Source organism: Lentzea sp. JNUCC 0626, from assembly GCF_043632865.1.
GTDB lineage: Bacteria > Actinomycetota > Actinomycetes > Mycobacteriales > Pseudonocardiaceae > Lentzea.
The window spans coordinates 9,678,171-9,691,083 of record NZ_CP171635.1 but is presented as its reverse complement, the minus strand read 5'-3'; the positions used below and the strand labels follow the sequence as shown (position 1 = coordinate 9,691,083).

The following is a 12,913-nucleotide window of genomic DNA, read 5'->3' as shown; positions in this document are numbered from 1 at the left end:
ATTGTTTCCACACGGCTGGTGAGGGTGAGGTACAAGTGGCAGTCACGATCCGCGACGTGGCCCGCAGGGCGCACGTGTCGGTCGCCACCGTTTCGCGTGCGCTGACGTCGCCGGAGCTGGTGCGGCCGGAGACCAGATCACGCGTGCTGGCCGCCGCGACGGAACTCGGCTACCAGCCGAACCGGGCTGCTCGCGGGCTCATCACGGGCAAGACGGGCAACATCGGCATCGTCGTGCCCGATCTCGACAACCCGTTCTTCACCGGCGTGCTCAAGGCCGTGCAGGCGCGGGCCGTGCAGGCCGACTACGCGGTGTTCGTGGCGGACAGCGACGAGGACCCGGTCACCGAGGCGAAGCTCGTGCACGCGATGGCCAAGCAGGTCGACGGCGTCGTGCTGTGCGCGCCGGGCCTCGAGGACTCGCAGATCTACGAGATGGCCGGGGCCACGTCGCTGGTGCTGCTGAACCGGCGGCTGCCCGGCGTGCCCGCGGCGTTGATGGACTCGGCGGGCGGCATGCACGCCGTCGTCGACCACCTCGTCGCGCTCGGGCACCACCGGATCGCCTACCTCAACGGGCCACGCACGTCCTGGTCCAACCAGGAACGCCGGCGCGGGCTGATGAAGGCCGTGGCGAAGCACGGGGTGGACCTGGTCGACCTCGGGCCGTTCGCGCCGCGCTACGAGGGCGGGCTGCAGGCGGCGGACCTCGCGGTGGCGGCCGACACGACGGCGATCGTCGCCTACAACGACATCATGGCGCTCGGCGTGCTGGCCCGGCTGCGCGACCGGGGCATCTCGGTGCCCGGCGACGTGTCGGTGACCGGGTTCGACGACCTCACCTACGCGTCGCTGTGCTCGCCCGCGCTGACGACGGTGGCGATGCCGGTGGCGCAGGCGGGGCGGACGGCGGTGAACCTGCTGCTCGACTGGCTCGATTCCGACAACACCGAAGTGCCGCAGATAGTGGCCGAGACGCAACTCATCGTGCGCGGAACGACTACTCCACCGCGCAAGTAGTGGTGAATTGACAAGGTGCGCCCCTTTGTTTCGAAACTTCTCTCGTGTTTCGGAACAAAGGGGCCGCACACCGCATCAGCGCTGTAGTTGCGCTGTAGATGCAAGGCGGCCCCGGCTGGGCGTCTGGGGGGAGTACGCCTTGAGCCGGGGCCGCGAAGCGGCTGGGCCCGAGGGGGGAGGGGGCCTAGCGCCGCTTGGTGTCCCACTCTGCCCTGACCGGAACAAATGCGCCAGGGTGGATGTACCTGTTTTTGGATTTCTCGTACGTACGGGTTACTCGTAGAGGCCTTCGTACAACTCAGAGTGAAGACGGTGCACCACGTTCCGCTTGACCTTCAGGGTCGGGGTGAGCTCCCCTTCCTCCTGGGACAGATCACGGGTGAGCAGCACGAACTTCTTCACCTGGGAAACACTGGCGAAGTGCGAGTTCGCTTCGTCAACGACTTCCCGCACGAGCGTTCGCACGTCCGGGTGACCCACCAAAGATTCGAGGTCGGACGGCAAGCCGCGCTGGGCAGCCCAGGGCCCGATCTCGTCGGCGTCGAGTGTGATCAGCGCCACGCAGTACGGCTTGCGGTCGCCGAACAGCACGGCGTGCGAGATCCAGCGGGACTGGCGCAGGACGTTCTCCACGTTGGCCGGTGCGATGTTCTTGCCGCCGGCGGTGATGATGATGTCCTTCTTGCGGCCGGTGATCGTGACGAAGCCGTCCTCGTCGATCTCGCCCAGGTCGCCGGTGTGCAGCCAGCCGTCCTGCACCGTGGCCGCCGTCGCCTCCTCGTTGCGCCAGTAGCCCGCGAAGACGTGCGGGCCGCGCATGAGCAGTTCGCCGTCCTCGCCGACCTTCATCTCGAGGCCCGCGATGCCGGACGCGCCGACCGAACCGATCTTGAAGCGGTCCAGGGTGTTGATCGTGCCGACGGCCGTGGACTCGGTCATGCCGTAGCCCTCCAGCACCGGCACCCCGGCCGCGTGGAAGAACTGGAGCACCTCGGGCGAGATCGGCGCGGCACCGGACAACGCCTGCACGAGCCGGCCGCCGAACGCCGCGCGGACGTTCGCGAACAACGCGTCGACCTGCTCGAACGCCGCCGCCATCGCGGGCGGCACGGTCTCACCCGCAGTCCGCCGGCGACGCACCTCCAGTCCGAGTTGGACGGCCTGCGCGAGCTGGTCGGCGGGCACGCTGGCGGTGACGAAGGTGTAGATCTTCTCGAAGATCCGCGGCACGGACGGCAGGAACGTCGGCTTGACCTCGGCCAGTTCCGGCACGATCGCCTTCATGTCGCCGCCGAAGTACGCGAGCACGCCGCCGCGGTACATGGTGCCGAACATGATGATCTGCGCGAAGACGTGCGCCATCGGCAGGAACAGGTAGACCGTGTCGGTCATCGCGTCCATCCGGGTCTCCTCCGCGACCCGGCACAGCGCGACCCAGTTCGCGCTCGTCAGCACGCAGCCCTTGGGAGGGCCGGTGGTGCCCGAGGTGTAGATGATCAGGCTCGGGTCCTCCGGCCTGATCGCCGCGCGGCGGGAGTCCAGCACGTCGGCGAGCGGCGAGGTGCGGCCCGAGTCCTGGAGGTCCGCGACACGCGGGCGGTCACCGGCCGGGTCGATCGTCAGCACGGTGCGCAGTTCGGGGAGTTCGGTGGCGACGACCTCGACCTTGACGCACTGCTCCTCGTTCTCCGCCACCACGATCGACGCGCCGGAGTCGCCGACGACCCAGGCGATCTCCTCGGAGGTGCTCGACGGGTAGATCGGCACGACGATGCCGCCCGCCGCGAGCACCGCGAGTTCGACAGCCGTCCACTCCGGACGGGTGTTCGCGAGCACGCAGACCCGGTCACCCGCCCGCAGTCCGGCGTGGACGAACCCCGAGGCGAGGTCCAGCACCTCCTCGGCGACCTCGGCGAAGGTCTGCGAATGCCACTGTCCGTCGCGCTTGAACCGCCACGCCACCGCGTCGCCGTACACCTGCTCCGCGAGGAACGGCAGATCGGCGATCCGGCGGACGGCTTGCACCGCGTTCGGGCTGGTGACTCCGGCGGTCATGGGGGCTCCTAGAGGCGCTGAGGGATTCTTCAGGCGGGCACGACCTGCACGCGGGTGCCGTTCAGCACGGCGGTGCCCGAGAGCGGGTCGAGGCGGAGGTCGTCGGTGAGGAGGTTGACGTTCACCCCGGCGTGCTCGCTCGCGACGGTGAGCCGGGTGCCGGGCTGGTCGTGGCCCCAGCCGTGCGGCATGGACACGACGCCCGGCGCGATGTCGGCGGTGATCTCGACGAGCACCTCGACCTCACCGACGCGCGAGGTGACCTGGGCGGGTTTGCCGTCGGCGAGGCCGAGGCGGTCGGCGTCGCCGGGGTTGACCAGGAGCGTGCACAACGGCTTGCCCTTCACCAGCGCGGGCACGTTGTGCATCCAGGAGTTGTTGGTGCGCAGGTGCCTGCGGCCGACCAGCACCATCCCGGTCTCGGGACGCTCCAGCGCCTCCCGCACGCGCGGCAGGTCGTCCACGATCGGCTGCGGGGTGAGTTCGACCTTCCCGGACGGCGTGCGCAGGATCTCGGGCAGGCGCGGGGTGAGCGGGCCGAGGTCGATGCCGTGCGGGTTGTCCAGCAGTTGCTTGAGGCTCAGCCCGTACGCGCCGGTGCGGAGTTTGAGGTCCAGCAGGCGTTCCTCGCGCGTCTCGCCGTCCGGTTCGAAGTCGACGCCGGCCTTCTGCTTGAGGTCGTTCAGCTGGAACGCGGCGATGGCGTCGAGGTCGGCGGCCGGGCCCATGCCGGAGAAGATCGTGATGAGCCGGAAGAAGATGTCCGTCTCGTCGACCCTGCCCTCCTCCAACGGGATCGCGGCGCGCGAGTACTTCACGACGTTGCGCACGGAGTGGTTGAGGAACGCGATGTCGTAGTGGACGCGGCGGGACGGCGGCGGCGTCGGCAGGATGACGTCCGCGTGCCGGGTGGTCTCGTTGAGGTACGGGTCGACGCTGACCATGAAGTCCAAAGAGGACAGAGCGGCGCTCACGCGGGCCGAGTTCGGCAACGACAGCGCGGGGTTGCCGCCGATCGTGAACAGCGCGCGCACCTGGCCCTCGCCGGGCGTCTCGATCTCGTCGACCAGCGTGACGGCCGGGTACTCCCCCATCACCTCGGGGTGGCCGCGCACGCGGCTGTGCCAGCGGCCGACGCCGAACCCCTTGCCGCTGCCCTTGCCGCGGTTCAGGTGCGCGGGCAGCGGCCACATCGCGCCACCGGGCCGGTCGAGGTTGCCGGTGAGGACGTTGAGGACGTCGACCGCCCAGGACGCGATCGTGCCGAACTCGACGGTGGTCGTGCCGATGCGGCCGTAGACCACGGCGCGGTCGGCCTCGGCCAGTTGTGCTGCCAGCGCCCGGATCGTGGCCGCGTCGACGCCGGTGCGGTCCTCGACGGCCTCGGGGCTGAACGGCTCGATGTGCGCGCGGATCACCGTGTGGTCGGTGACGTGGTCGGCGAGGTCCTTGAGCTGCACCAGGTCCTGGGCGAACAGCTCGTGGATCAACGCCAGCAGCAGGAACACGTCGGTGCCCGGCCGGATCACGACGTGCTGGTCGGCGGCCGCAGCGGTGCGGCTGCGGCGCGGGTCGACCACGACGAACTTCCCGCCGCGCTTCTGCAACGCCTTGAAGCGGCCCGGCGCGTCCGGCACCGTCCACAGACTTCCGTTGGACGCGAACGGGTCCGCGCCCAGCACCAGCATGAAGTCGGTGCGGTCGATGTCGGGCACGGGGATCGAGAAGATGCCGCCGAACATGTGGCCGACCTGGACGTGCTTGGGCATCTGGTCGACGGTGCTGGCGGAGAAGATGTTGCGGCTGCCCAGCGACTTGCGCAGCGGTCCGGCGTAGAGGCCGCCGGCGAGCGAGTGCGCGACCGGGTTGCCGAGGTACATCGCGATGGCGTTGCGGTCGGGGAAGTCCTTCAGGCGTTCGTCGATGTGGGCGAACGCCTCCGCCCAGCTGACCTCGTGGAACTCGCCGTCGCGCTTGATCAGCGGCGCGCTCAGCCGGTCCGGGTCGGCGTCGAGGGTGCCGAGCGAGGCGCCCTTGGGGCAGAGGAAGCCCTTGCTGAACTCGTCCTCGCGGTCGCCGCGCACCTTCGTGATCCGGTCGCCCTCGACCGTCAGCTCCAGCCCGCAGGTCGCTTCGCAGAGCGGGCAGGTCGTGAACACGGTCCTCATGGGTCCCCTTATCGGCTTGTTACCAACGAGTACTAGCTGTCTGCCATCGGACGCAAGCGGCCGGCCGAGGTCAACCCGAACAGCTCACTGACAGCTCTGGCGACCATTTCCGGGTGGTCGAGCGTGTGGTCGAAGCGAAACCCGATGATCGCCCGCGAGCCGTTCAGCAGCCCGGTGAGCCTGACGGATTCGTCCTGGTCAGGGCCGTAGCAGACGACCCTGCCGAACGGTGCGAGCGCGTCCAGCGAAGACGTCAGCGCGCCACCGGGATCGAGCACCACATCGACCTGTTCGCCCTCGTTCGCGGTGATCAACCGGGCAGTCAGTCCGTCTCGGTTGGAGTCGACCGCGACGTCCGCGCCGAGCCGGACGGCCTGACGCCGGCGGGCCTGAGTGGACTCGGTCACGATCACCCGGCCCGCCGCGAAACCGCGCGCGAGCTGGACCGCGATGGCGCCGACCTCGGTCATCGCGTCGTGCACCACGATCGACTCGTCCGGCCTGAGGTGCGCGCACGTGCGCAGGAGGTGCCACGCCGTCGTGCCCGCTCTGGCGAGGGCCAGCGCCTGCTCGTCGGTGACGCCCGCGGACACCGGCAGGCACACGCGGCCCGCGATCACGACCACGCGGCGCCCGCCGTCCTCCACCCGGATCTCGTCGGCGGCCTCGGCTGTGCGCATGCCGTCCATCTCACCGGGTCCGCGGCGGCCGGCTGTAGTGCGGCTTCCACAACAGCTAAGACAAACGGGGTGGGGCCAGGTGGGTACGCCCTTTGCCGAGGTATGGCCATCGTCTGCGCACGGGTGCAGCATGTTGCGGTGAACGCCGCACTCCGGACCGTCGGCACGATCGCCGTCGTCGCGCTCGCGTACTTCGCGACCGCGCAGGTCGGCCTGGTCCTGGCCCTGGTGAAGGGTCAGGTCACTCCACTGTGGCTGCCGACGGGGATCTCGGTGGCGGCACTGCTGATCGCGGGCCGCCGGATCTGGCCGGGCATCGCGCTCGGCGCGTTCGCCGCCAACATCTCCCTGAGCGCCCCGCTGGTCTCCGCGCTGGTGATCACGGCGGGCAACACCGCGGCTCCCCTGCTCGCCTGGTACCTGCTGACCCGCCTCGGTTTCCGCCCGGCGATCGACCGTCTGAAGGACGCGCTGCTGCTCGTCTTCGCGGGCGCGTTGGGCGCGATGCTGGTGAGCGCTGTGGTCGGCACGATGGCGTTGCGGTTCGGCGGCGTGATCGCGTGGCGGGACGTGCCGGCGGTGATGTCGGTGTGGTGGACCGGAGACGCGATGGGCGTGCTGGTGTTCACGCCGTTGCTGCTGACGCTGCCCAAGCAGTGGCGCGCCCCGCCCGCGCGACTGGCCGAGGCAGGCGTGTTGCTGGTCTCCGCGGCCCTGGTCGCGTCGTTCGTGACGATGTCCGGCGCGCGGCTGCTGTTCCTGGTGTTCCCCATGCTGATCTGGGCGGCGCTGCGCTTCCAGCACGCGATCGCCGCCCCGTGCGCGGCGATCATCTCCGTGGCGGCCGTGATGTCCGCGGCCGGTGGCCACTTCTCCACCACCACACTGCTGACGACGATGATCGTCCTGCAGGCGTTCAACGGCTCGGTGGCGCTGACGGGCCTGATCCTCTCCGCGATCACCAGCGAGCGCAACGAGGCCAGGCGGGCGATCGAACGGGCCTGCGAGCAGCTGGCCGAAACCGTTGCGCGTTCCCAGGAAGAGCGGGTGCGCAAACGGTTCGGCCGCATCGTGCCGCCCGGTTAGGCCAGCGCCCGGTAGACAGCGTCCACAAGGGACTGACCGCGCTCGTTCAGCGCGAGTCCCGGCCCCTGCCGGTTCATGGCGTACCCGAACGACAGCCGCTTGCCCGGGTCGGCGAACCCCAGCGACCCGCCCATTCCGGTGTGCCCGAACGCTTCTTCCGGCAGCAGCAGCCCTTCCCTGTCGTTCGGCGGCAGGTAGCGGTTGTCGACGGCCTTCTGGAAGCCGAGCGCGAACCGCGACGGCACCATGACGACGGCGTCCATCCCGGCCACGGCGACGTTCGACATCTGCGGGAGCTGCGCCTCCTCGACCAGCCGCACCCCCTGGTGCGCACCGCCGAGCGCGAGCGGCCGGTAGAGCCCGGCGAGCCCCCTGGCGTTGGAAATGCCTCCGACAGCACCCATTTCGGCCGCGTGTGCGGCGCGGGAATCGGACTCACCGGGCATCATGTAGCCGCCGTTGTTGAGCAGCATCAACCCCGGCACCGAGTCCGGCTGGGTGAGCGCGGTGACGAACAACGACGGCAGCGACACCCCGGGTTGCGTCGGGTCGACCGGGATCGTGGGGGCGACGTGGGGTTCGAGGTCCTCGGGCAGGCCCAGCCAGAAGTCGAGGCCGAGCGGCCCGGAGACCTCCTTCTCGAAGAACTTGCCGAGCGACAACCCGGTGACCCGCCGGACGATCTCGCCGACGAGGAACCCGAACGTCAACCCGTGGTAGCCGTGCCGCGTGCCCGGTTCCCACAACGGCCGTTGCGCGGCGAGCGTCGAGGTCATCAGGTCCCAGTCGTAGAACGCCCCGGCGGGCAGCGGCGACGTGACGGCGGGCAGCCCGGCCTGGTGCGCCAGCAGGTGCCGGACGAGCGTCGCCTCCTTGCCCTCGGCCCCGTACTCGGGCCAGTAGCGGACGACCGGCGCGTCGAGGTCGAGTTCGCCGCGCGAGGCGAGGACGTGCGCGGCGAGCGCGGTGGCGCCCTTGGTGCACGACCACACGTGCACGACCGTCTCCTCGGACCAGAGCCGGCCGCTCGCGGGATCGGCGACACCGCCCCACAGGTCCACGACGGGTTCGCCGTCCACCGTGACGTGGACGGACGCGCCGACCTCATCGCGTTCGGCGAAGTTGCGTTCGAACTCGGCACGCACCTCGGCGAACCGCGGCGCACAGCTTCCCTGGATCGACATTGATCCTCCTCGGACGGCGGGGGCCGTCAGACCACCACCGACGGCGACCACGCATCAGTAGGGAAGCCTCAACGCCTAACGCGTGGAAGACTCGGCTCAGCCCGACCCACCCGGAGGCCCGTCATCGCCGACACGCCGCTAGTAGGCCGTGACCAGGAGCTGCGCACGGTGCTGACCTGCGTCGCCGGCTCCCCCGCGACCGGGCTGGCCGTGATCGGGATCAGCGGCGAACCGGGCATCGGCAAGACGTCCCTGCTGACCGAGATCGCCCGCTCGTTGCGCACCGAGCAGTGCGCGGTCCTCACCTCGGCGTCGGACGTGCTGGGCAAGCGCATCCCGTACGGCACGATCACGGCCCTGATCCGCTCCCTGCCCGCCGACGAACTCCGCGCCGAAACGCTGGCAGCCCTGGAAACCACGACCGAGGACTCCGGCACGTGGTTCGGCAGGGCCTGCGACCAGGTCGTCCGCCTGCTGACCGCGCTGACCACCACCCGCCCCGCCGCGCTGCTGATCGACGACCTCGACCACGCCGACGACGACTCCCTGTCCCTGCTCACCCTGGTGCTGCGCCGACTCACCGCCGCCCCGCTGGTCCTGGTCACCACCAGCCGTTCCGCCGACCCTGGCCAACTGGACCGCGTGGAGGAACACGCCGAAACCCTCCGCCTGGTCCTGCCGCCCCTGACCGGCGCGGAGGTGACCCAGGTCGTGGAGTCCTTCCTCGACACCGCCGTGGACGAGGGCCTGGCCCGCGAAGTGCTGCACCGCTCGGACGGCAACCCGTTCTTCGTCACGGAGATAGCCCGCTCACTGCGCGACCTGAACCTTCTGACGGTCGACGACAACCGAGCCCGCCTGACCGTCTCCCCGGACGCCATCCGCCTGACCCGCCGCGAAGCCCTGCTGCGCCGAGTGGCACCGCTGGAGAACGACACCCGCCTGGTGGCACGGGCCGTCGCGGTGTTCCGTCGCGTCCGCCTGGACCAGATCCCCCTGCTGGCCAGGGTCGCGTCCCTACCGGAACACACCGTGGCCGAAGCCTTCGACGCGTTGCTGCACGCCAACATCGTCGTGCACGACGACACCGGCTACCGCTTCTCCCACGCTCTGGTGGGCGAAGCCCTCTACCAGGAACTGGGCCCGGCCCAACGCCGCCACCTGCACTCCCTGATCTCGGCCCGCCTGCTCGACGACCGGGCCCACCACCTCCCGGTGGACCTCCTCCAACTGGCCTGGCACCTGGCCGAGTCCGCGGCCCCAGGCGACCACAACGCGGTAGCCGTCCTGACCGAAGCGGCCACCGAGGCCCGCACCTCGGCCCCGGAAACCGCAGCGGCCCTCTGCACCAGAGCCCTGCAACTCCTGCCGCGCAACGCCCCAGAACGAACCCCGGTGCTGGCCCTGCAATGCCGAGTGCTGGCCCGAGCCTCCCGCCCGGCGCTGGCCGTGGAACCGGGCTTGGCCGCTCTCAACTCCCTGCCACCGGGCCAAGAACGCACCCGAGTGGCCACCGCGACGATCTCGTCTCTCTTCTCGGTGGGCCGCACCACCGAAGCCCTGACACTCGCCGACGCCGAGGTGGCCTCCGGCAACGCCCCGACCTCCCTGCAAGCCCAACGAGCCGTGCTCCTCGTCTACAACAACCGCCACTCCGAAGCACTGACCGAGGCTGCCCGCCTCCCCGCTCTCCCCATCACGTCACCGGCCGAAGGCGTGATCGTCCACGAACACCTGGCCCTGCTCACCTCGATGCTCTTCCAACACGACAAAACCGTCGAACACGCCAACCAGGCCCTGGCCCACAGCAACGGCCACCCGATGCTGGAACTCCAGGCCCTCTCCGTCTGCGCCTCCATCACCGCACTGGCGGGCCTGGTCCACGACGCGGCCTGGCGCTCCCGCAGAGCAGAAGCCCTGGCCACCGCCGAAGCCACCACCAGCTTCCGAGCAGAACGCCTGGCCACCCGGGTAACCCTCGACTGGCTCGGCGGCCACTGGGACACGGCCCTGGACAACATCGGCCGCTCCCTCCCCGACATAGCCGCCGCACAGGCCGACCAGGCCCAAGGCGCCCTGCAGGCCATAGAACTGGCCATCCGAACCTGGCGAGGCGAACTGGACGTGGCCGCCCGCCTAGCGACCCTCCCCGCCCCGACCTCCACCAACATCTCGCGCCTGCACTCGATCTCCCTGGCCGAATACCTGATCGCGAGAGGCGACCCCGCCGCCGCCTACTCACTCCTCAAGGCCGGCATCGGCGACGACCTGGAGGCCCCGTACTCCTGCGTCCTGGTGGCCCGCATGATCGAACTGGACCTGGACCAGGGCCGCACCACCGAGGCCCGCCACTCCCTGGACCGCCTGACCGCCGTCTCAGCCACCCGCTTCTCCCCGTGGTCGCGCACCACCATCCGCCGCATCACCGGCGTGGTCCACCAGGACCCCGACCTCCTCCGAGAAGCCGTGTCCGAAGCGGCCCAGGGCGGCCTGGAGTTCGAGAAGGCGCGAGCCCAACTGGCCCTCGGCGAAGTTCCTTCTCTCCTGGACGCCTACACGACCTTTCAACGTCTAGGCGCCCACGGCCTGCGCCGCCAGGCAGGCAACCGCCTGCGCGCCTTGGGAGCGAAGGTCCCTCGCGCCCGTTCCAAGGCACCGGGCCTGCTCACCCCGGCCGAGGAGAACGTGGCCCGCCTGGTGCAACAGGGCATGAGGAACCGCGACATCGCCACGGCCCTGCACTACAGCCCACGCACGATCGAGGTGTACCTGTCGCGCATCTACGCGAAGCTGCACGTCTCGTCACGCCTGGAACTGGCCAGGGCGCTGGACGCAATGCAACAACGCTGACCCGCCAACGCAACCGCAGTCGCGAACGCAAGGTGACCACCGTCTTGGCCCGGCGCGCGCACTCAACCGGCAGCCACCAACGCACGCCAACCACCCACGAATCCTGGCGTGGCGACGCGAAGCGAGCCCGAACGGGTTGATCAGCTCTGGGAACCGGTTACGCCGTTCATGGCGATTGGGGCTTGACCTTGAGGGGCGAGGCCGCGAACGCGTCCCACCAGAGGCTCAAGGTCAAGCCTCAATCGCAACCTCAGAACGGCTTGGTCTCCACCGCGATCTCACCCAGAATCGCACTCAACGGCCGCCCAGACGACACCCCAAGCGAAGCCGAAGCCGAAGCCGCAGCCCCAACCGGAACATCCTCCGCGATGTCAGTCCCAGCACAGGTGACCCGAGAAGCCGGCAAAACCCCGGACACCAGGTACTTGTTCACCAACGCATCCACACACCCGTTGCGCCGCAACGCATAATGCCCGTGCTGCCCATCATTGGAAACACTGATCAACGGCTGCGCAAGGTGCTCGGCCATGACCCGCCCATTGGCCAGGGGAGTCTGCGTGTCCCCATCAGAGTTGACCACCAGCCCAGCGGGGTACTTCCGCGTAATGGCAGGAATCTTCTCCGGCCGGACGAACGCCCGGAACGTGCAGTTGGTAGGCGCCATGTAATCCACAGTCCCGCCATACGGATTGGTGTCCCGCCACCGCTTCATGTCCCCGTAGTAAGTGTTGACATCGCTGAACCAGTCCCACTCACACACAACAGCCTGGAACGTCCCGGCAGAAGTGGGCTCGATGTCCCCCTTCTTCAACGCCGCGACAACAGCCGAAGCCTCCGAAGCATCAGCACTCCCGGCCTTGATCGAGGCGATGTGCCGGGAGAAAGCCGCCCAAGACCGCCGATACCGAGTAGCCCCCACCGCGTAGTCGAATGATGAAACGTCCGCATACCCACCAAACGGCCCGGCCTTCAACCTCTCCGCGATCTTGTCCAACTCGCCCCGCACCGCAGCAGCAGAAGTCCCCAGCCCATAAGCAGAATTCCGAGCAGCAGTCCACTCGGTCCACTTGCGCAGGTTGTCCGTGATGGCATCCACCACGTCGACGTCCTGCTCGTGCCAGGTCTTCAACGGATCCAACGCGGAGTCCAACACACTGCGATCCAGGTTCTTGGGGAACATCGACCCGTACACAGCCCCGAGCTGAGTCCCGTACGAGTACCCGACGTAGGAGATCTTCTTCTCCCCCAACGCCCCACGGATCACATCCATGTCGCGTGCGGTGTTCATGGTGGAGATGAACCGCCGCATCTCCCCACCCCCACGCTGACAGTTCGCTTCCACCGCCCGCGCGTGGTCAGCCCAGTTGGCCAACTGCGCATCCGTTGGCCGAGAGGGAAACTCGTCGTCAGAAGGAGTCGAAACGCACCGGATCTGGGTTGACCGCCCAACCCCGCGAGGATCCATCCCGATGACGTCGTAAATCCGAAGCACATCAGTCTGCGCGTTGAACCAGTGCACCGCCCCCAGCCCAGACCCACCGGGCCCGCCAGGATTGGTCATCAACACACCCCGACGCCGAGAAGGATCCGTGGCCTTCTTGCGCGAGATGGCGATCTCCAGATTGCCGTTGCCCGGGTTCTTGTAGTCCATCGGCACCACGACCGAAGCACACTCGACCCCGGTAGAGGGCGAAACCCACCCGGCAGGGCACTCGGCCCAGGCCACGGTCTGCGCGTAGTACTCGTCCAACGGCCCAGGCGCGGCCTGAGCGGTTCCCACCAGAGACACGAACAACGGGGCGACCAAAGCCGCCGCACCCCAACGCTTCCGCACCGCGCACCCCTCCGATTCGATCAGGTCAGCGAAAGAA

Annotated in this window: 8 protein-coding genes; 3 read left to right on the top strand and 5 right to left on the bottom strand. The window is 69.1% G+C overall.

The features are described 5' to 3' along the window. Positions 1 to 35 precede the first annotated feature (35 nt). A complete protein-coding gene (locus JNUCC0626_RS45590) occupies positions 36 to 1,019 on the top strand; it encodes a LacI family DNA-binding transcriptional regulator (protein WP_394616824.1) in 984 nt (327 codons plus the stop codon). 273 nt (positions 1,020 to 1,292) lie between these two features. On the opposite strand, the gene JNUCC0626_RS45585 is transcribed toward JNUCC0626_RS45590, so the two are convergent. From JNUCC0626_RS45585 to JNUCC0626_RS45575, 3 genes are read right to left on the bottom strand one after another with little or no spacing between them, the layout of a single operon-like run. Beyond that, entirely contained in the window at positions 1,293 to 3,074 is a 1,782-nt protein-coding gene (locus tag JNUCC0626_RS45585; RefSeq protein WP_394616823.1) for an AMP-dependent synthetase/ligase, read from the bottom strand. A gap of 29 nt (positions 3,075 to 3,103) precedes the next feature. Further along, on the bottom strand, positions 3,104 to 5,242 hold the full coding sequence (locus JNUCC0626_RS45580; protein WP_394616822.1) for a molybdopterin oxidoreductase family protein: 2,139 nt from the start codon (positions 5,240 to 5,242) through the stop codon (positions 3,104 to 3,106). Positions 5,243 to 5,274: 32 nt separating this feature from the next. Continuing rightward, the gene (locus JNUCC0626_RS45575; RefSeq protein WP_394616821.1) at positions 5,275 to 5,922 is read right to left on the bottom strand and encodes a zinc-binding dehydrogenase; all 648 of its coding nucleotides are present in this window, start codon (positions 5,920 to 5,922) and stop codon (positions 5,275 to 5,277) included. A gap of 138 nt (positions 5,923 to 6,060) precedes the next feature. Here JNUCC0626_RS45575 and JNUCC0626_RS45570 point away from each other — a divergent pair, with 138 nt between their 5' ends. Further along, positions 6,061 to 7,008: an MASE1 domain-containing protein gene (locus JNUCC0626_RS45570; RefSeq protein ID WP_394616820.1), complete on the top strand. Its 948-nt coding sequence runs from the start codon at positions 6,061 to 6,063 to the stop codon at positions 7,006 to 7,008. Here JNUCC0626_RS45570 and JNUCC0626_RS45565 read toward each other — a convergent pair. Continuing rightward, positions 7,005 to 8,192 (bottom strand): serine hydrolase domain-containing protein, encoded by a 1,188-nt coding sequence (locus JNUCC0626_RS45565; RefSeq protein WP_394616819.1) that lies wholly within the window; start codon positions 8,190 to 8,192, stop codon positions 7,005 to 7,007. The genes JNUCC0626_RS45570 and JNUCC0626_RS45565 overlap by 4 nt on opposite strands. Positions 8,193 to 8,315: 123 nt before the next feature. On the opposite strand from JNUCC0626_RS45565, the gene JNUCC0626_RS45560 reads away from it, so the two are divergent. Further along, a complete protein-coding gene (locus JNUCC0626_RS45560; protein ID WP_394622246.1) occupies positions 8,316 to 11,042 on the top strand; it encodes an ATP-binding protein in 2,727 nt (908 codons plus the stop codon). A gap of 250 nt (positions 11,043 to 11,292) precedes the next feature. On the opposite strand, the gene JNUCC0626_RS45555 is transcribed toward JNUCC0626_RS45560, so the two are convergent. Beyond that, complete coding sequence (locus JNUCC0626_RS45555; protein ID WP_394616818.1) at positions 11,293 to 12,693, bottom strand: alpha/beta fold hydrolase; 1,401 nt, start codon at positions 12,691 to 12,693, stop codon at positions 11,293 to 11,295. Positions 12,694 to 12,913 lie beyond the last annotated feature (220 nt).

Bases quoted from the DNA above. Each gene is read 5' to 3' on its own strand.
- JNUCC0626_RS45585 (WP_394616823.1), bottom strand. From the start codon at position 3,074: ATGACCGCCGGAGTCACCAGCCCGAACGCGGTGCAAGCCGTCCGCCGG.
- JNUCC0626_RS45580 (WP_394616822.1), bottom strand. From the start codon at position 5,242: ATGAGGACCGTGTTCACGACCTGCCCGCTCTGCGAAGCGACCTGCGGG.
- JNUCC0626_RS45575 (WP_394616821.1), bottom strand. From the start codon at position 5,922: ATGCGCACAGCCGAGGCCGCCGACGAGATCCGGGTGGAGGACGGCGGG.
- JNUCC0626_RS45565 (WP_394616819.1), bottom strand. From the start codon at position 8,192: ATGTCGATCCAGGGAAGCTGTGCGCCGCGGTTCGCCGAGGTGCGTGCC.
- JNUCC0626_RS45555 (WP_394616818.1), bottom strand. From the start codon at position 12,693: ATGGACTACAAGAACCCGGGCAACGGCAATCTGGAGATCGCCATCTCG.